This window comes from Burkholderia sp. Ac-20353, from assembly GCF_017104785.1.
Taxonomy (GTDB): Bacteria; Pseudomonadota; Gammaproteobacteria; order Burkholderiales; family Burkholderiaceae; genus Burkholderia.
This window is the reverse complement of sequence record NZ_JAAGPL010000179.1, coordinates 1-17,853: the sequence shown is the minus strand read 5'-3', so window position 1 is coordinate 17,853 and position 17,853 is coordinate 1. Positions and strand designations below refer to the sequence as shown.

The 17,853-nt window shown below is 68.7% G+C and carries 19 protein-coding genes; 18 read left to right on the top strand and 1 reads right to left on the bottom strand.

Features of this window, described 5'->3' with window-relative positions; translation table 11 throughout:
* The 5 genes from G3N94_RS32310 to G3N94_RS32290 all read left to right on the top strand — a co-directional run.
* Nucleotides 1-1,054: FAD-binding protein (locus tag G3N94_RS32310; RefSeq protein WP_205797565.1), on the top strand; the 1,054-nt coding region annotated here is incomplete at its 5' end.
* Nucleotides 1,051-1,569, top strand: coding sequence for a flavin reductase family protein (locus G3N94_RS32305; protein ID WP_205797563.1), 519 nt, complete (start codon nucleotides 1,051-1,053; stop codon nucleotides 1,567-1,569). The genes G3N94_RS32310 and G3N94_RS32305, both read left to right, overlap by 4 nt.
* Nucleotides 1,570-1,636: 67 nt before the next feature.
* On the top strand, nucleotides 1,637-1,774 hold the full coding sequence (locus G3N94_RS32300) for a hypothetical protein (protein ID WP_205797561.1): 138 nt from the start codon (nucleotides 1,637-1,639) through the stop codon (nucleotides 1,772-1,774).
* Between the two features lie 11 nt (nucleotides 1,775-1,785).
* Entirely contained in the window at nucleotides 1,786-2,877 is a 1,092-nt protein-coding gene (locus G3N94_RS32295) for a ferredoxin--NADP reductase (RefSeq protein WP_205797559.1), read from the top strand.
* Between the two features lie 47 nt (nucleotides 2,878-2,924).
* Nucleotides 2,925-4,508 (top strand): FadD3 family acyl-CoA ligase, encoded by a 1,584-nt coding sequence (locus tag G3N94_RS32290; protein WP_205797557.1) that lies wholly within the window; start codon nucleotides 2,925-2,927, stop codon nucleotides 4,506-4,508.
* A 78-nt stretch (nucleotides 4,509-4,586) separates the two neighbouring features.
* Here the strand turns inward: G3N94_RS32290 and G3N94_RS32285 are convergent, their stop codons facing one another.
* Nucleotides 4,587-5,972: an acyltransferase gene (locus G3N94_RS32285; RefSeq protein WP_205797555.1), complete on the bottom strand. Its 1,386-nt coding sequence runs from the start codon at nucleotides 5,970-5,972 to the stop codon at nucleotides 4,587-4,589.
* Nucleotides 5,973-6,013: 41 nt separating this feature from the next.
* On the opposite strand from G3N94_RS32285, the gene G3N94_RS32280 reads away from it, so the two are divergent.
* From G3N94_RS32280 to G3N94_RS32220, 13 genes are all read left to right on the top strand, one after another.
* Nucleotides 6,014-6,250 carry a DNA-binding protein gene (locus G3N94_RS32280; RefSeq protein WP_205797553.1) on the top strand — a complete coding sequence of 79 codons (237 nt, stop codon included), beginning with the start codon at nucleotides 6,014-6,016 and terminating at the stop codon, nucleotides 6,248-6,250.
* Nucleotides 6,237-6,653, top strand: a complete 417-nt coding sequence (locus G3N94_RS32275) for a type II toxin-antitoxin system VapC family toxin (RefSeq protein WP_205797551.1) — start codon at nucleotides 6,237-6,239, stop codon at nucleotides 6,651-6,653. Before G3N94_RS32280 ends, G3N94_RS32275 begins: the two co-directional genes overlap by 14 nt.
* 586 nt (nucleotides 6,654-7,239) lie before the next feature.
* A complete protein-coding gene (locus tag G3N94_RS32270) occupies nucleotides 7,240-7,890 on the top strand; it encodes a hypothetical protein (RefSeq protein WP_205797567.1) in 651 nt (216 codons plus the stop codon).
* 134 nt (nucleotides 7,891-8,024) lie between these two features.
* Nucleotides 8,025-8,921 (top strand): VOC family protein, encoded by an 897-nt coding sequence (locus G3N94_RS32265; RefSeq protein ID WP_205797549.1) that lies wholly within the window; start codon nucleotides 8,025-8,027, stop codon nucleotides 8,919-8,921.
* A gap of 9 nt (nucleotides 8,922-8,930) precedes the next feature.
* The gene (locus G3N94_RS32260; RefSeq protein ID WP_205797547.1) at nucleotides 8,931-9,824 is read left to right on the top strand and encodes a CoA transferase subunit A; all 894 of its coding nucleotides are present in this window, start codon (nucleotides 8,931-8,933) and stop codon (nucleotides 9,822-9,824) included.
* Between the two features lie 10 nt (nucleotides 9,825-9,834).
* Nucleotides 9,835-10,632 carry a ketoacid CoA transferase gene (locus G3N94_RS32255; RefSeq protein WP_205797545.1) on the top strand — a complete coding sequence of 266 codons (798 nt, stop codon included), beginning with the start codon at nucleotides 9,835-9,837 and terminating at the stop codon, nucleotides 10,630-10,632.
* A gap of 8 nt (nucleotides 10,633-10,640) precedes the next feature.
* Nucleotides 10,641-11,627 (top strand): enoyl-CoA hydratase, encoded by a 987-nt coding sequence (locus tag G3N94_RS32250; protein ID WP_205797543.1) that lies wholly within the window; start codon nucleotides 10,641-10,643, stop codon nucleotides 11,625-11,627.
* A complete protein-coding gene (locus G3N94_RS32245) occupies nucleotides 11,624-12,748 on the top strand; it encodes a nitronate monooxygenase (protein WP_205797541.1) in 1,125 nt (374 codons plus the stop codon). The genes G3N94_RS32250 and G3N94_RS32245 overlap by 4 nt, the downstream gene beginning before the upstream one ends.
* A gap of 27 nt (nucleotides 12,749-12,775) precedes the next feature.
* Nucleotides 12,776-13,624, top strand: a complete 849-nt coding sequence (locus G3N94_RS32240; protein ID WP_205797539.1) for an enoyl-CoA hydratase family protein — start codon at nucleotides 12,776-12,778, stop codon at nucleotides 13,622-13,624.
* A complete protein-coding gene (locus G3N94_RS32235; RefSeq protein WP_205797537.1) occupies nucleotides 13,621-14,790 on the top strand; it encodes an acyl-CoA dehydrogenase family protein in 1,170 nt (389 codons plus the stop codon). Before G3N94_RS32240 ends, G3N94_RS32235 begins: the two co-directional genes overlap by 4 nt.
* Nucleotides 14,791-14,828: 38 nt before the next feature.
* Nucleotides 14,829-15,896 carry an acyl-CoA dehydrogenase gene (locus G3N94_RS32230; RefSeq protein WP_205797535.1) on the top strand — a complete coding sequence of 356 codons (1,068 nt, stop codon included), beginning with the start codon at nucleotides 14,829-14,831 and terminating at the stop codon, nucleotides 15,894-15,896.
* On the top strand, nucleotides 15,896-17,047 hold the full coding sequence (locus G3N94_RS32225; RefSeq protein ID WP_205797533.1) for an acetyl-CoA C-acetyltransferase: 1,152 nt from the start codon (nucleotides 15,896-15,898) through the stop codon (nucleotides 17,045-17,047). The genes G3N94_RS32230 and G3N94_RS32225 overlap by 1 nt, the downstream gene beginning before the upstream one ends.
* Nucleotides 17,048-17,080: 33 nt before the next feature.
* Nucleotides 17,081-17,853, top strand: a 773-nt coding sequence (locus G3N94_RS32220; protein WP_205797531.1) for an SDR family oxidoreductase, incomplete at its 3' end; no start/stop codon positions are given.

Sequence of the window (17,853 nt, the reverse complement as noted above, 5' to 3'; positions counted from 1 at the left end):
CACGCCGATGCGCGACCTGCTCGACGTCGACGGCCGCGTGACCGGCGTGCGCGTGCTGCGCGCGGGCCAGCCGGTGACGATCGCCGCGCGGCGCGGCGTGATCCTCGCCGCGGGCGGCTTCGAGCGCAACCAGCCGATGCGCGAACGCTACCTGCCGCAGCCGACCCACGCGCAGTGGAGCGCGACGCCACCGGGGAACACCGGCGACGCGATCGCCGAAGGCCATCGGCTCGGCGGCGCGCTCGCGCTGATGGAACACGTGTGGGGTGCGCCGACGGTCGGCGTGACGGGCGAGGAGAAGCAGCGCGCGCTGTTCGTCGAACGCAACCTGCCGGGCTGCGTGATCGTCAACCGACTGGGCAGGCGTTTCGTCAACGAAGCCGCGCCGTATTCGGAATTCGTGCCGGCGATGTACCGCGACCACGCGCGCACCGGCGCGAACGTGCCCGCGTGGATCGTGTTCGACGCGCGGTTTCGCCGCAAGTATCCGTGCGGGCCGATCATGCCGGCGTCGATGATGCCCGATGCGAGGCTGCCCGACGCGCTTCGCGACGTGCTCGTGAAGGCCGACACGGTCGACGCGCTCGCTGCGCGGATCGGCATCGACGCGGCCGGCCTGCACGACACGCTGCGAGACATCGCGCGCTACGCGGCGACCGGTATCGACGAGGCATTCGGCAAGGGCGACAACCTGTTCGATACCTACTACGGCGATCCGCAAGTCAAGCCGAACCCGTGCCTCGCGCCGATCGACGAGGCGCCGTTCTACGCGGTGCGCATCGACGCGGGCGACATCGGCACGAAGGGCGGGCTCGTCACTGACGCGCTGGCCCGCGTGTTGCGCGACGACGGCACCGTGATCGACGGCCTCTATGCGATCGGCAACACGAGCGCATCGGTGATGGGCGCGAGCTATCCGGGCGCGGGCTCGACGCTCGGTCCGGCGATGACCTTCGGCTTCATCGCCGCCGACCACCTGGTCGCGCAGGCGGCCGACGCAACCGGCCGGACCGGCCGGCCCTTCACGACAGAACTTGACGGAGTCAGACCATGACCGATCTCACCACCCATCCGCTGCGCACGGACATGCTGCTCGCGATGCGCCGCCTCGCGCGCTCGGTCACGGTCATCAGCAGCATGCACGGCGGCCGCCGCTACTCGATGTCCGCGACCGCGGTCGATTCGCTGTCGACCGAGCCGCCGTCGCTGCTGATCTGCATCAACCGCAGCGCGTCGCTGTACCCGCCGCTCGACGTGGGCGCGGCGTTCTGCGTGAACGTGCTGTCGGGGCGGCACGAAGGCATCGCGATCGACTGCAGCGGCCGCCTGAAGGGCGAAGCGCGCTTCACGACCGGCGACTGGAAGACGTCCGCGCTCGGCGTGCCGTACCTGCACGACTCGCAGGCGAGCCTCGTCTGCGAGCAGGACGGCCGCTTCGAATACGGCACGCACACGGTGTTCATCGGGCGCATCAAGGAGGTGCTGATGAGCGGCGATGTCGATCCGCTCGTCTATCTCGACGGCGCGTACACGACGCCCGGCGCGCCCGCGAGCCGCGCGGCCGCATGAGTCGCCGCATGAGCCGCCGCATGAGCCGCATCAACCGCACGTTTCATCGACACGGAAGACACGAAACATGGCAGACGGAATGAACGGCAGGAGCGCGATCGTCACGGGCGCGGCGAGCGGCGTCGGCAAGGCGCCCGCTGCGCGCTTCGTCACCGGCAGCGAATGCCGGATCGACAACGGTCAACGCATCATGGGCGTCGCCTGAGGAACCCTGTCATGGACGATTCGCGCTTCCACCGGCTGACCGTTGCCGCCGTGATCGCCGAAAGCGACGACGCCTGCTCGTTCGTTTTCGACGTGCCGGCCGCGCTGCGCGACGCATTCGCGTACCGGCCCGGGCAGTTCCTGACGCTGAACGTGCCGTGCGGCGACACCGTGGCCGCGCGCTGCTATTCGCTGTCGAGCGCGCCGGGCATCGACGCCGCGCCGAAGATCACGGTCAAGCGCGTGCGCGACGGCCGCGCGTCGAACTGGTTGTGCGACCGCGTGCGCGCGGGCGACGCGCTCGACGTGCTGCCGCCCGCCGGCGTGTTCACGCCGCGCACGCTCGACGCCGACCTGCTGCTGTTTGCGGGCGGTAGCGGCATCACGCCGGTGCTGTCGATCCTGAAATCCGCGCTCGTGCACGGGCGCGGGATGCTGACGCTGATCTACGCGAACCGCGACGAACGCTCGGTGATCTTCCGCGACGAGCTGCAGCAGCTCGCGCAGCGCCATCCGGGCCGATTGCGCGTGATCCACTGGCTCGACAGCGTGCAGGGCGTGCCGCAGCAGCGGCATCTGGAGCAACTCGCGCGGCCGTTCAGCCAGCAGGAGACGTTCATCTGCGGGCCCGCGCTGTTCATGGAGAACGCGCTCGCCGCGATGCTAGGGCTCGGGTTGCCGAGGTCGCGCGTGCACGTCGAGCGTTTCGCGTCGCTGCCCGATGCGGCGAGCACGAAGCCGGGCGACGCGGCGAACACGGTGAACGCGAAGCCAGGCGACGCAGCGGCCGCTGGCAGCGCCGCCGGTACCGGCATCGGCGGCACGTGTGCCGCCGCGATCGAGACCGTGCTCGACGGCGCGTCGTTCGCGTTCGACAGCCAGCCGGGCGAAACGCTGCTCGACGCGATGCTGCGCGCGGGGGTGTCGGCGCCGAACTCGTGCCGGATGGGGCAGTGCGGCGCGTGCATGTGCCGGATCGAATGCGGCGAGGTCGCGCTCGACGGCAACCACGTGCTTGACGACGACGAACTCGCGGCGGGCTGGACGCTCGCGTGCTGTGCGAAACCCGCGAGCGACACGCTGCGGGTCGTATTTCCCGATTGAGCCGCGCAGCGCGACGCGCGCGGGCGGCATTCCTTGCGACAACGACGATGACGGACAACGAAACCTTGACCACCCCCGCGCTGATCGCGCAGGCCGCCGCGCGCCACGGCGCGCACCCGGCGATCGAGTCGGAGCAGGGCCGGCTCACCTATGCGGAACTCGACGCGGCGCGGCTCGAAGCGGCGCGCGCGCTGCTCGCGAGCGGTATCGAGCCGGGCGACCGGGTCGCGATCTGGGCGCCGAACCTGCCGCTGTGGATCGTCGCCGCGCTCGCGATCCACACGGCCGGCGCGGTGCTCGTGCCGGTCAATACGCGGATGAAGGGAATGGAGGTCGGCGGCATCCTGCACGACAGCGGCGCGCGCCTGCTGTTCTGCTGCGGCACGTTTCTCGGCGATTCGTATCCGGCGATGCTCGGGCCGCACCGGCCGGCGACGCTCGAACGCATCGTCGTGTTCGACGGCGAGCCGCCCGGCGGTCCGCATGACGAGACCTGGAACGCTTTTGCCGCGCGTGCCGCGCAGGTTCCGCTCGACTCGGTCCGTGCGCGGGAGGCGGGCGTGACGCGAGACACCGTGATGGACCTGATGTTCACGTCCGGCACCACAGGCCGTCCGAAAGGCGTGATGACGGTGCACGGCCAGAACCTGCGCGCCGCGCAGGACTGGGCGCGTATCACGGGCGTGCGCCAGGACGACCGCTACCTGATCGTGAACCCGTTCTTCCATACGTTCGGCTACAAGGCCGGCTGGCTCGCCGCGCTGTCGAGCGGCGCGACCGTGCTGCCGCATCTCGTGTTCCAGCCCGACGACGTGCTGCGCCGCGTCGCCGACGAGCGCGTGTCGGTGCTGCCCGGGCCGCCGACGCTGTACTACGCGCTGCTCGACGCACCGGAACGCGGCACGCGCGACCTGTCGTCGCTGCGGATCGCGGTGACCGGTGCGGCGGCGATCGCGCCGAGCCTGATCGAACGGATGCGCACGGAGCTCGGTTTCGAGACCGTGCTGACCGGTTACGGGCTCACCGAGTCCTGCGGTTTCGCGACGCTGTGCCGGCACGGCGACGATGCGCAGACGGTCGCGTCGACGTCCGGCCGGCCGATGCGAGACGTCGAGGTCCGCATCGCCGGGCCGGGCGGCGTCGCGCTCGGGCCGGACGAGACGGGCGAGATCTGGGTGCGCGGCTACAACGTGATGCGCGGCTACTTCAACCAGCCAGACGCGACACGCGACGCGGTCGACGCCGACGGCTGGCTGCATACCGGCGATCTCGGCTGCGTCGATGCGAACGGCAACCTGAAGATCACCGACCGGATCAAGGACATGTTCATCGTCGGCGGCTTCAACTGCTATCCGGCGGAGATCGAGCGGCTGTTCGCCGCGCATCCGGCGATCGCGCAGGTCGCGCTGATCGGCGTGCCGGACCCGCGGCTCGGCGAGGTCGGGCACGCGTATGTCGTGCTGCGGCCCGATATGCGGCTCGACGCGGATGAACTGAACGACTGGGCGCGGCACAACATGGCCAATTACAAGGTGCCGCGACATTACTCGTTCGTCGACCGGCTGCCGACGAGCGCGGCAGGGAAGGTGCTCAAGTATCGGTTGCGGGCGACGTCCGAAGCGATGGGGTGACGCCGCGTGCGGTGGCTGCGCCTGCTCCGGCGAGCGTCGATGTGCATCGGCAATCGCCGAGCGCCGGGCGCGTGAGCTTCAGTCAGTCACGACGCGCGGTGCGCGCTGCCGGAAGCGTTCGGACCAGCTGTAGAAGCGCGCGCGGAAGGGCACCTCGACGGCCACGTGCACGATGTGCGTGATCGCGAAGGTGATCAGCAGGAACACCCCGATCCAGGCCGCTTGTGCGGCAAACGAACGTTGCACGTTGACGACGCTGCCGAACGCTTCCAGGAACGCGGCGTGGATCAGGTACAGCGGATAGGAGACGCGGCCGAGATATTGAAACGTCCGCATGTTGAATAGCGCGGCGACCGGGCCGCAGTCCTCCGTCAATGACGCGATCAGCGCGACAAACACGACCGGCGCTGCGAGCGCGAGGCCCGGCGCCCGGTCGGCGTACGCGACGAAGGCAACCGACACGGCCAGCGTCGCGATCTGGGCGGCGCGCCCGCGCAGCGCGCGGAACACGTGCGCGCCACGGTATTCCGCGATCAACGTCCCGCCAAAGAACCCCACCAGACAACGCGCCCACCCATAGCTGTACGTCATGTCGAAGCAAGTTGCGGTCTGCAAGCAGTGCGAAGATCCGGCAGACACCCCGATCGCGAGTGCGTATCCCGCCGCTGCAATCGCCGCAAATGCGGCGACACGCGTCTTCCCGCGTAGCGCCACGCACATCGCGCCGAACAGCAGATAGACGTAGAACTCGTCGCCGGCTGACCATGCCGAGCCGTTGCCGATATAGCGATCGAACAGGTTCAGGCCTTGTGACATCGTGACAAGCGACAGGAGTTCGGTGGGCGACGGCACGTCGAGCGGGTAGTAGTGGCCCGCTCGCGTCATTGCAGCGAGCAAGCTGTCCGTGACCAGGTATTGGATCGCCGTGGCGACGATGAAGACCGGCCAAATGCGCCCGAAGCGCCGAACGATGAACGATCGCACGTCTGCCGGGTTGTCGAGCTTGTGGCTGTATGCCGAACTGATCACAAACCCGCTCAGTACGAAAAACAGGTCGACGGCGAGATAGCCGTTTCGGGCGAGTCCTAGCCAGGAGACCCAGAAATGCGCGTGATAGAAAACGACCAGCAACGCGGCGGCACCCCGCAACCCCTCAAGGCTGAGATTGGTCGTTCTCATCGTCTGTCCCCGTCCGCTTTGGTATTTCTGCTTCGTGGTCTGATTTATATCGGATAAGCGGGGCGTCCTCAAAGTCACATAGGGAAAGTCATGAGCAAGTCCGCGAACGTTGGCCGAACGGCCGTCTTCCTCGCCTGCAGCGACGCGGCTTACATTACCGGACAGCAAATCAATGTGTCTGGTGGTACGGCATCCAGCCGCTGCACGCAACGTCCGTGATCCACCGACGCTGACCGGGACCCTCGCTACCGGGACTGCGCTGATAGCAATGCTTGCAATTTGCATGCGCACTGCTATCATTGCTATCAGTCTGACTGGAGGGGCATATGGCAAATCTACTGGTGCGTAACGTGGATGACAGTATCGTTCAGAGCCTGCGCGAGCAGGCGGCGGCGCATGGCCGAAGCGCGGAGGCCGAACATCGAGCCATTCTCGCGAGTGCGCTTGGCCGGCCGAAGCGGAGGACGTTCGCGGAGGTGTTGATGACCATGCCGGCGGTTGGCGAAGACACGGACTTCGAGCGCGTGCAGGATTCCGGCGAGGCCAGGCATGTTTTTGATTGATACGAACGTCATCAGTGAAATCAGGAAGGGCACACGAACCAACCGCGGGGTGCAAGCGTTCTTCCGGCAGGCCGAAGCCGACGCGAGCGCCCTCTATCTGTCGGTCGTCACAGTGTCCGAGCTGCGGCGCGGCGTCGAGCTGATCCGCCATCGCGGCGATGCCCGGCAAGCGTCGAAGCTCGATGCATGGTTGACGACCATCCTGTCCGACTATGCGCCGAACATTCTCCCGGTCGACATCGAGATCAGCCAGATGTGGGGGCACCTGCGCGTCCCTCAGCCGCAGCACGAACTGGACAAGCTGATCGCAGCGACGGCGCTGATCAACGACCTGACGGTCGTGACCCGCAACGTCGGCGATTTCGCGAGCACCGGCGTCAGGCTGCTGAATCCGTTCGCCTAGGCGCAGTCCTTTCCCCCGCGCAGCGCCCCCCGCAGGCCGACGCGTTGTCACACGAATGAATCATCCCGCTCGCCTGAATCGCGCGCGCGTTGCCGCGTGCGATTGCGTCGCGACTCCCATGACTCCCGTCAAACGGCCGCCCATCGGTCATCGCGGTGCCTCCGGTTCGCTTCGATGGCCGTTCATCTCCGTAACCGCTCGCGCGGCTTAGCGCTTCATTCCTGAAACATTCCCCCCGTCCGGGCCCGCGCGATTCCCGATGACCGGCGGCGGATGTTCATCCCGCCTGGGTTTGCGCCCGATGGCGCGGTCCTTGCAGTCCATTCGGTACCGCCCGCGCGAATGTCGATGAAGTGATGCCGACACGTGCACGGCGGGAACCGGGGAAATAACACAAACGGGGTTCGGGTCGAGCGGCGACGTGCCGTGCGATCTGCGGCGGATGCGATGTCGGCAGAAGTGGCATCGCGGTTCGACGACGGTCGCGATCCGATTGTGACAAGAAGACTGAAGAGATGGCGTGCCGGTAAAACGCAGCGAGCGTTGGGAGGACCGGCACGCGTCCGGGGGGGCGCCCGTGAACAAGATGGTGAACAAATGGGCAGCATTGGGGGTGATGGTCGTCGCGAGTGCGCATGCGCAGGAAATTTTTCTGCAGGGCGGCACGCAAGGCGCCGGCATTGGAGCGGCAGTGAGCTTCAATTCGGTGCTCGGCGCGCATGCCGATTTCAATGCGATCAACCTGTCGCACGACTTCAGCTTCGGCGGCAATCGCTATCAGGACGACCTGAAGCTCCGGCAGGGGGGGCTTTACGCCGATATCTTTCCGTGGCGCGGCCACGGATTCCGGATCACGACCGGGTTGCGGTTCAACGATGACTCGATCCGCGGCGTGTCGGTGCCGACCGATGGCACCTACGTATACGGCGGCCACCACTTTCCGGCCCTGCCAGGCATGTATGCGACAGCGGAAGCGCGCTATCCGACCGTGATGCCGTACCTCGGCATCGGCTACGGACACCGGCCGGCGTCGAAGGGGTTCGGCTTCATCGCCGATCTCGGCGTCGCATACGGCATCCCGCGGTGCTCGTACACGCTGTCGCCAGAACTCGCGGCAAGGATCGGCCCCGTGAACAGCCAGATCCTGGTCCAGAGCGGCCTCGACGAGCTGCGGCGCACGATGTCGCGCTACCGGTGGTATCCGGTCGTGCAGATCGGGATCTCGTACCGCTTCTGACAGCGGCTGTCGCGACGCGTCCGCACGCATCCCGTTTCCCTTCCACCTCTCGTCCCAACAGACGATGTGACGGCTCGGCCGACCGGCCAGAATCCTTTCACGAACAACGGATTCTGAACCAGGAGGAGGCCGACATGATCGATGTCCGTGCGCTCGGCTATGTCGTCGTGGAGGCGACGCGTGTCGATGCGTGGCGCCGCTACGCGGAAGACGTGCTGGGCATGCAGGCGCTCGATGCGCCCGACGGCGCGCTGTACCTGAAGATGGACGCGCGCGATTTCCGCTATCTGATCGTCCCCGGCAACGCGGACCGCTATCACGCGTCGGGCTGGGAGCTGCCCGATGGCGCCGCGTTCGACGCGGCCTGCGCGGCGCTGCAGCGTGCAGGCTTCGAGCCGATCCGCGCGACGCGGGCCGAAGCCGCGCTGCGCCGCGTGCAGGCGATGGCATGGTGCGAGGACCCGTCCGGCAACCGCCACGAGCTGTACTGGGGCGCGCGCTGCGACTTCCGCCGCTTCGTGTCGCCGCTCGGCGTGCCGCGCTTCGTGACCGGCGACATGGGCCTCGGCCACGCGGTGCTGCCCGCGCCGCAGTTCGACGCGACAGACGCGTTCGTGCGCGGCGTGCTCGGCTTCGAGCTGTCCGATATCTACCGCGTGAAATTCACGCCCGACCCGGCCGAGCCCGAGAAGCGCATCCACTTCATGCATTGCCGCAACGCGCGCCACCACAGCCTCGCGCTGTTCGAAATGGCCGTGCCGTCCGGCTGCGTGCATGTGATGGCCGAGGTGGACTCGATGGACGAAGTCGGCCGCGCACTCGATCGCGTCGCCGCGCACGACGTGAAGATGTCCGCGACGCTCGGCCGTCACTGCAACGACCAGATGATCTCGTTCTACATGAAGACCCCCGGTGGCTTCGACCTCGAGTACGGCTTCGGCGGCCTGACGGTCGACTGGTCGCAACACTCGGTGTTCGAGGCGACCAAGGTGAGCCAGTGGGGCCACGATTTCAGCATCGGATACCGGTAAGCCAGCACGATGACGATGAAACCTCTCGACAAGACGATGTCCGCGCGCGACGTGGTCGCGCAGCTCGCCGACGGCATGACGCTCGGCATCGGCGGATGGGGCCCGCGGCGCAAGCCGATGGCGCTGGTGCGCGAAATCGCGCGCTCGAACCTGAAGGACCTGACGGTCGTCGCGTACGGCGGCGCCGACGTCGGCCTGCTATGCGCTGCCGGCAAGGTGCGCAAGGTGGTGTACGGCTTCGTGTCGCTCGACGTGATCCCGCTCGAGCCGCACTTCCGCCGCGCCCGCGAGCAGGGCCGCATCGACGTGCTCGAACTCGACGAAGGGATGCTGCAGCTCGGCCTGCGCGCGGCGGCCGCGCGCCTGCCGTTCCTGCCGACCCGAGCGGGGCTCGGCACCGCGCTGCTCGACCATGCGCCCGGACTGCGCACCGTGCAGTCGCCGTACGACGACGGCGAGACGCTGCTCGCGATGCCGGCGATCGAGCTCGACGTCGCGCTGCTGCACGTGAACGCGGCCGACCGGATGGGCAACACGCGCATCGACGGCCCCGATCCGTTCTTCGACGCGTGGATGGCGCGGGCCGCACAGCGCTGCTACGTGTCGGCGGAAACGGTCGACGCGTCGATCGCGACCGAAGACGTCGACGCCGCGAAACGCAACCCGTTCGAACGTTCGCTCGTCACGGGCGTCGTGCACGCGCCGGGCGGCGCGCATCCGACGTCGTGCGGGCCAGTCTATGGCTGGGACCTGCCGCATCTGCGCACGTACTGCGCGAGCGCGGACGACGACGCGCAAACCGCCGCCTACCTGCGCGACGTGGTGGGCCAGGACGAACGCCAGTACCTCGAAGGCGTCGGCGGCCTGCCGCATGTGACGGCGCTGCCGTTGCCGATTCTGTAAAGGAGCGCCTGTGAGCGAATCTCTCGACCATTCCCTTGCGGAACTGATGATCGTCGCCGCCGCGCGGCTCTGGCGCGACGACGGCGAAGTGCTGGCGACCGGCATCGGCACCGGCCCGCGTCTCGCGGCCGGCCTGGCGCGTATCGCGTACAACAGCGGCCTGATGCTGACCGACGGCGAGGCGTACCTCGTCGAGGAGCCCGTGCCGCTCGGCCCGCGCCCCGACGGCTACCGCGTGAAGGCAAGCGGCTGGATGACCTACGAGCGCGTGTTCGACTGCCTGTGGCACGGCCGCCGTCATGCGCTCGTGATGCCGACGCAGATCGACCGCTACGGCCAGGCGAACATCTCGTGGCTCGGCGACGACTACGCGCGCCCGAAGACGCAACTGCTCGGCGCGCGCGGATTTCCGGGCAACTCGACGAACCACGCGAACTCGTTCTTCGTCAGCGGCCACGGCAAGCGCACGTTCGTCGCCGGTGAAGTCGACATGGTGTGCACGGTCGGCTACAACCCTGCGCGCCGGCTGCCCGGCATGAAGACCTTCGTCGACCTGCGCAGCATCGTCACCGACCTGTGCGTGATGGATTTCGGCGGGCCCGACCATGCGATCCGCGTGCGCTCGCTGCATCCGGGCGTGAGCTTCGACGAGGTGCAGGACGCAACCGGTTTCCCGCTGCTCGCGCATCCGGAACTCGGCACGACACCCGCGCCGAACGCGGAAGACTTGCGCATCGTGCGCGCGCTCGACCCGCACAACCTGCGCGCGGCGATCGTGCGCAACAATCCGGCGCCGCGCCGGGGATGAGGTCCGACATGGAAGCGACCCAGATTTCGTTCGGTGAAGGTGTCGTCGACTACGCGGTCGAGGACGGCATCGCAACGATCACGATGAACCGCCCCGAGTATCACAACGCGCAGAACTCGAAGATGACCTATGCGCTCGACGCGGCGTTCCGGCGCGCGGCGCACGACGACGCGGTGAAGGCGATCGTGCTCGCGGGCGCCGGCAAGCATTTCTCGGCGGGGCACGACATCGGCACGCCGGGCCGCGACATCCACGAATCGTTCGACCGTGCGTCGCTGTGGTACGACCACGTCGACAAGGAAGGCGGCGAATTCCTGTATGCGCGCGAGCAGGAAGTCTATCTCGGCATGTGCCGCCGCTGGCGCGACCTGCCGAAACCGACGATCGCGATGGTGCAGGGCGCGTGCATCGCCGGTGGGCTGATGCTCGCGTGGGTGTGCGACCTGATCGTCGCGTCGGAGGACGCGTTCTTCGCGGATCCGGTCGTGCGGATGGGGATTCCGGGCGTCGAGTATTTCGCGCATGCGTACGAGCTGAACCCGCGCATCGCAAAGGAATTCCTGTTCCTCGGCGAGCGGATGCCGGCCGAGCGCGCGTACCAGATGGGGATGGTCAACCGCGTGGTGCCGCGCGAAAGATTGCGCGACGCGACCTATGCGATCGCCGCGAAGATCGCGACGATGCCGCGCCTCGGCCTCGCGCTGACCAAGCAGGCGCTGAACCATGTCGAGGAGTTGCAAGGCAAGCGTTCGGCGATGGATGCGGCGTTCGCGTGGCATCACTTCGCGCATGCGCACAACGAGCTCGTCAGCGGCGACAAGCTCGGCGGCTACGACGCGCGCCGGATGGCGAGCTCGCAGCGCCAGCCGAATGGCGCGGACCCGCAGACAGTGGCCAATGGAACCGCCGCGCCTGCGGCCGTCAACGGTGCTTCGTCGGTTGCGCCGGCGCCGGACGCGCTCAAACCGGTCGCCATCAACGGAGCTGCCGCATGACCACGACGCTTTCCACGCCGCTGACCGAGCTGCTCGGCTGCCGCTATCCGGTCGTGCAGACCGCGATGGGCTGGGTGGCCGACGCAAGGCTCGTCGCGGCCACCAGCAACGCAGGCGGCTTCGGCTTCCTGGCCGGCGCGACGCTCGAGCCCGATCGCGTCGAAGCCGAGATCCTGAAGGTGAAGTCGCTGACCGACCAGCCGTTCGGGATCAACTTCCACATGTTCCAGAAGAACGCGGAGCAGGTCGTCGAACTGGCGATCAAGCACCGGCTGCGCGCGGTCAGCTACGGCCGCGGCCCCGATGCAAAGACGATCCGCCGCTTCAAGGACGCCGGCATCGTCTGCATGCCGACCGTCGGCGCGCCGAAGCATGCGGCGAAGGCGGTCGAGCTCGGCGCGGACATCGTCACCGTGCAGGGTGCGGAAGGCGGCGGCCACACGGGGTCGGTGCCGACCACGCTGCTGCTGCCGAAGGTGCTCGACGCGGTACAGGTGCCGGTCGTCGCGGCGGGCGGCTTTTTCGACGGGCGCGGGCTCGCGGCCGCGCTCGCATACGGCGCGGCCGGCATCGCGATGGGCACGCGCTTCCTGATGAGCGCCGAATCGCCGGTGCCGCGCGCGACGCTCGACCGGTATGTCGCGGTCGGAGATCCGGCGCGCATCCGCGTGTCGGACGCGCTCGACGGCCTGCCGCAGCGAATGATCGACAACCCTTATCTGCTGAAGCTCGAACGCTTCGGCCCGCTGCGCCGCACGCTGTTCGCGCTGAAGACGGCCGAAGCATGGCGGCGCCAGAACGGGCTGCGGGCGGGCCAGATGCTCGCGCTCGCGCTCAAGGCGTTGCGCGAGCACGACTACACGGCGAGCCAGACGCTGATGGCCGCGAACGCGCCGTTCCTGATCCAGCGCGCAATCGTCGACGGCCAGCCCGACGAAGGCGTGCTGCCGAGCGGGCAGGCGGCCGCGATGATCGGCGCGATCGAATCGTGCGACGCGCTGATCGCGCGCATCGTCGCCGACGCCGCCGCGCGGCTCGACGCGCTGGCCGCGCGGCGTGGCACGGTGGCATCACAGGGACCACAGGCATCGCAGGCACGACAGGCACCACAGATCGCCTGAACGAAACGACCGGGAGGAGCCCCACACATGACAGCATCCATTCAACCGGGCGGCGCGCAGCCGTTCCGGATCGACCGGGCCGACGGCATCGCCGAACTGGTGATCGACCAGCCGCCCGTCAATGCGCTCGATTCGCACGGCTGGCACGCGCTCTCGCACGCGCTCGACGCGCTTGGCCAGGACGACGACGTGCGCGTGATCGTCGTGCGCGGCGAAGGGCGCGGCTTCTGCGCGGGTGTCGACATCAAGGAGCTGGCCGCGCATCCGGAGCGCATCGTCGGCGTGAACGCCGGCAACTACGAGACGTTCCGCGCGGTGCACCGCAACCCGAAGCCGGTGATCGCGGCCGTGCACGGTTTCGTGCTCGGCGGCGGGATCGGCATCTGCGGCGCGGCGGACATCGTCGTCGCGGCCGACTGCGCGCGCTTCGGCGTGCCGGAGATCGACCGTGGCGCGATGGGCGGCGGCGCGCACCTGCAGCGACTGTTCGGCGTGCAGAAGGTCCGCGCGATGTATTTCACTGGCGAGATGATCGACGCGGCCGAAGCGTACCGGCTCGGCGCGCTCGAACAGGTCGTGCCGCGCGCGGAGCTGCGCGACGCGGTGCTCGCGCTCGCCCGCAAGATCGCCGCGAAGAGCCCGGCGATGGTGCGGCTCGCGAAGGAGGCGCTGAACGGCGTGGAGGACGGCGATCTCGAGGACAAGTACCGCTGGGAGCAGGGATTCACGCTGCAGGCGTACATGACGCAGGACTCGACCGAGGCACGCGCCGCGTTCGTCGAGAAGCGCGACGCGCGTTTCGATGCGCAGGCCGCAACGGCGACCGCGAATGCAACTGCGAATGCGACTGCGAATGCGGAGGAGGCACGCGCATGAACCTGACCTATACACGTCAACAGCAGGCATTCCGCGCGGAGATTCGCGACTGGCTCGCCGCGCACGTGCCGCGCGAGCGGCTGCCGAGCTTCGACACCGAGGCAGGCTTCGCCGCGCACCGCGAATGGGAACGCACGCTGCACTCGGGCCGCTGGAGCATGGTCACGTGGCCGCGCGAGCTCGGCGGACGCGGCTGCGACCTGATCGAGTGGCTGATTTTCGAGGAGGAATACTGGCGTGCCGATGCGCCGATGCGCGTGAACCAGAACGGCATCTTCCTGCTCGGGCCGACGCTGATGGACTTCGGCACCGATGCGCAGAAGGCGCGCTTCCTGCCCGCGATGGCAGCAGGCGAGCACGTGTGGGCGCAGGGCTGGTCGGAGCCGAACGCGGGCTCGGACATGGCCGCGATCCGCACGAGCGCGATCCGCATCGGCGACGAGTACGTGCTGAACGGCCAGAAGATCTGGTCGACCCGCGCGGTGTGGGCCGACTGGCTGTTCGGGCTGTTCCGCAGCGATCCGGACTCGACGCGCCATCACGGCCTCACGTTCCTGATGGTGCCGCTGTCCGCACCGGGCATCACCGTGCGGCCGATCCGCCAGCTGAACGGGCAGACCGGCTTCGCGGAGATCTTCTTCGACGACGTGCGGGTGCCGGTCGAGAACCGGCTTGCCGCGGAAGGCGCGGGCTGGCAGGTCGCGATGGCGACGGCCGGCTTCGAGCGCGGGCTGATGCTGCGTTCGCCGGCGCGCTTCCAGCGCACCGCGCAGGCGCTGCGCGACCTGTATCTCGCGCATCGCGACACCGCGGACCGCGACCCGACGCTGCGCGAGCGCGTGGTTGCCGCGTGGATGGACGCGCAGGCTTATGCGCTGTCGACCTACGCAACCGCGAGCCGGCTGCAGAAGGGCGGCCACATCGGCGCCGAGTCGAGCACCAACAAGGTGTTCTGGTCGGAGCTCGATCTGCGCATGCACCAGACCGCGCTCGACATTCTCGGCGCGCACGGCGAGATCGTCCCGCAGACGGCCGCGCAGCACGCGACGCTCGGCCATTGGCTCGACGGCTTCCTGTTCGCGCAGGCCGGCCCGATCTACGCGGGCACCAACGAGATCCAGCGCAACATCGTCGCCGAACGGATGCTCGGCATGCCGCGCGCCTGACCGCGCATACCCGACTGAACCGACTGAACGGACATCGTATGGATTTCGTATTCGATGAGGACCAGGAAGCGCTGGCGGACACCGTCAAGCGCATGCTGATGACCGAGATGACGCCGGAGCTGATCCGCGAGCTGTGGGCGACGCCGACCGGCCGCTCCGACGCGCTGTGGTCGCTGTTTGCTTCGCAGGGGCTGACCGCCGTGTCGGTGCCCGACACGCACGGCGGGCTCGGCCTGGGCGAGGTCGAATGGGCGCTGCTCGCGCAGATCTACGGCTACTTCGGCAGCCCGGAGCCGCTGCTCGACACCGCGCTCGTCGCGACCGGCGTGCTTGCACGGCTGCCGCAAAGCGGCTGGCGCGACGCGCTGCTGCGCGACATCGCCGAGGGCCGCGCGCGCGTCGCGCTCGTGCACCCGGTGAACCCGTATGCGGCCGACGTGCACGTCGCGCAGACGCTGCTGTGCGAGCACCGCGGCGAGCTGCACCGCGTCGACCCGCAGCTCTGCGCGTGGCGCGCGGTCGACAGCGTCGACCCGTCGCGGCGCCTGTTCACGCTCGACTGGGAGCCGACGTCGGCGACCCGCATCGCAAACGCGGACGAAGCCGCGCCGCTCCTCGCGCGCGCGCTCGACCACGGCGCGTTCGCGGTCGCCGCGCAGCTGCTCGGCCTCACGCAGCGCGTGCTCGACGTCGCGATCGACTACAGCGCGCAGCGCAAGCAGTTCGGTAAGGCGATCGGCTCGTACCAGGCGCTCAAGCACCTGCTCGCCGACGTCGCGATCCGCTACGAGTTCGCGCGGCCGGTGGTCGCGCGCGCCGCGCAGGCGATCGCGGACGACCACCCGCAGCGCGCGGTGTTCGTGTCGCATGCGAAGCTCGCGGCGAGCGCCGCCGCGCAGCTCGCCGCGCGCCACACGATGCAGGTGCACGGCGCGATCGGCTACACGTGGGAACTCGACCTGCAGATCTTCATGAAACGCATCTGGGCGCTCGCCACGAGCTGGGGCGACGGCGCCTTCCACAAGGCCCGCGTGGCCGCAGCGATCCTCGACGACGCGCTGCCGATCGGCCCGGCGCAGACCTTCGACCTGGAGGACCAACTCTGATGAAACAAGCCTATATCGTCGACGCGCTGCGCACGCCGACCGGCCGCCGCAAGGGCGGGCTCGCGCACGTGCATGCGGCTGATCTCGGCGGCTTCGTGCTGAAGACGCTCGTCGCGCGCAACGCGATTCCCGCCGACGACTACGACGACGTGATCTTCGGCTGCGTCGACACGATCGGCCCGCTCGCCGGCAACATCGCGCGCACCTGCTGGCTCGCGGCCGGCCTGCCGCTGCAGGTGCCCGGCGTGACCGTCGACCGCCAGTGCGGATCGTCGCAGCAGGCCGTGCACTTCGCCGCGCAGGCGGTGATGAGCGGCGTGCAGGACGTCGTCGTCGCGGGTGGCGTGCAGACGATGACGCAGATCCCGATCTCGTCCGCGATGACCTGCGCGGCGCCGCTCGGCTTTACCGATCCGTTCTCCGGCAGCGCGGGCTGGCGCGCGCGCTTCGGCGACGCGCCGGTGTCGCAGTTCGTTGCCGCGCAGCGGATCGCCGATCACTGGAACCTGTCGCGGGACACGATGGAGCGTTACGCGCTCGAAAGCCACCGGCGCGCGATCGCGGCGATCGAGGCCGGGCATTTTGCGCGCGAGGTCGTGCCGTTCGAAGGCGTCACGCATGACGAGACGCCGCGCCCCGACACGTCGCTCGACAAAATGGCGACGCTCGAGCCGCTGGCGCCGGGCGGTTCGCTGACGGCGGCGGTCGCGAGCCAGACCTGCGATGCGGCCGCTGCGCTGCTGATCGTCTCCGAGGATGCGCTGAAGCGCTACGGCCTGACGCCGCGCGCGCGCATCCACCACCTGAGCGTGCTCGGCGACGATCCGCTGTGGATGCTCACCGCGCCGATCCCGGCCACGAAGGACGCGCTGCGCAAGGCCGGCCTCGAGCTGTCGCAGATCGACGTCGTCGAGCTGAACGAGGCATTCGCGTCGGTCGCGCTCGCGTGGCTTGCCGACACGCGCTTCCCGCACGAGAAAACCAACCCGAATGGCGGCGCGATCGCGCTCGGCCATCCGCTCGGCGCGACCGGCGCGCGGCTGATGACGACGCTGCTGCACGAACTGGAACGCACCGGCGGCCGCTACGGGCTGCAGACGATGTGCGAAGGCGGCGGCCTCGCGAACGTCACGATCATCGAGCGCCTGTGAGCGCGTCACTTTCACGATCCACGAGGCATCAGCATGGGAATCTGTAACGGTCGCACCGTCATCATCACCGGCGCGGGCGGCGGGCTCGGGCGCGAGTACGCGCTTGCGTTCGCGGCCGAAGGCGCGGCGGTCGTCGTCAACGACATCCGGCACGACGCCGCGCAGGCCGTCTGCGACCAGATCGCACAGAGCGGCGGGCGCGCGCTCGCGAACTCGGACGACATTACGCAGATCGACACCGCACAGCGGATCGTCGATGTCGCGCGCGAAGCGTTCGGCGACGTGCACGTGCTCGTCAACAACGCGGGTATCTGTCGCGACAAGATGTTCACGAGCATGACCGAAACCGACTGGGACGACGTGATGCGCGTGCACTTGCGCGGCCACTTCTGCCTGTCGAGCGTATTGGCGCGCGTGTGGCGCGATGCGGCGAAGGCCGGCCACCCGGTCGACGCGCGGATCGTCAACACGAGCTCGGGCGCCGGGCTGCAAGGGTCGATCGGCCAATCGAACTACGGTGCGGCGAAGGCCGGCATCGCGGCGCTCACGCTGATGCAGGCGGCCGAGCTGCAGCGCTACGGCGTGCGCGTGAACGCGCTCGCGCCGGCCGCGCGCACGTCGATGACCGAGGGCGTGTTCGCCGACATGATGAAGAAGCCCGAGGACGGCGGCTTCGACTATTTCGATCCGGCCAACGTCGCGCCGCTGGTCGTCTGGCTCGGCAGCGCGCTGTCGGCCGACGTGACGGGCCAGGTGTTCGAGGTCGCGGGCGGGATGATCGCGGTCGCGGAAGGCTGGCGCACGGG

Coding starts and splice junctions, on each gene's coding strand:
- G3N94_RS32270 (WP_205797567.1), top strand. CDS start 7,240: ATGGTGAACAAATGGGCAGCATTGGGGGTGATGGTCGTCGCGAGTGCG.
- G3N94_RS32230 (WP_205797535.1), top strand. CDS start 14,829: ATGGATTTCGTATTCGATGAGGACCAGGAAGCGCTGGCGGACACCGTC.
- G3N94_RS32235 (WP_205797537.1), top strand. CDS start 13,621: ATGAACCTGACCTATACACGTCAACAGCAGGCATTCCGCGCGGAGATT.
- G3N94_RS32280 (WP_205797553.1), top strand. CDS start 6,014: ATGGCAAATCTACTGGTGCGTAACGTGGATGACAGTATCGTTCAGAGC.
- G3N94_RS32305 (WP_205797563.1), top strand. CDS start 1,051: ATGACCGATCTCACCACCCATCCGCTGCGCACGGACATGCTGCTCGCG.
- G3N94_RS32285 (WP_205797555.1), bottom strand. CDS start 5,972: ATGCAAATTGCAAGCATTGCTATCAGCGCAGTCCCGGTAGCGAGGGTC.
- G3N94_RS32295 (WP_205797559.1), top strand. CDS start 1,786: ATGGACGATTCGCGCTTCCACCGGCTGACCGTTGCCGCCGTGATCGCC.
- G3N94_RS32275 (WP_205797551.1), top strand. CDS start 6,237: ATGTTTTTGATTGATACGAACGTCATCAGTGAAATCAGGAAGGGCACA.
- G3N94_RS32250 (WP_205797543.1), top strand. CDS start 10,641: ATGGAAGCGACCCAGATTTCGTTCGGTGAAGGTGTCGTCGACTACGCG.
- G3N94_RS32260 (WP_205797547.1), top strand. CDS start 8,931: ATGACGATGAAACCTCTCGACAAGACGATGTCCGCGCGCGACGTGGTC.
- G3N94_RS32225 (WP_205797533.1), top strand. CDS start 15,896: ATGAAACAAGCCTATATCGTCGACGCGCTGCGCACGCCGACCGGCCGC.
- G3N94_RS32240 (WP_205797539.1), top strand. CDS start 12,776: ATGACAGCATCCATTCAACCGGGCGGCGCGCAGCCGTTCCGGATCGAC.
- G3N94_RS32300 (WP_205797561.1), top strand. CDS start 1,637: ATGGCAGACGGAATGAACGGCAGGAGCGCGATCGTCACGGGCGCGGCG.
- G3N94_RS32245 (WP_205797541.1), top strand. CDS start 11,624: ATGACCACGACGCTTTCCACGCCGCTGACCGAGCTGCTCGGCTGCCGC.
- G3N94_RS32265 (WP_205797549.1), top strand. CDS start 8,025: ATGATCGATGTCCGTGCGCTCGGCTATGTCGTCGTGGAGGCGACGCGT.
- G3N94_RS32290 (WP_205797557.1), top strand. CDS start 2,925: ATGACGGACAACGAAACCTTGACCACCCCCGCGCTGATCGCGCAGGCC.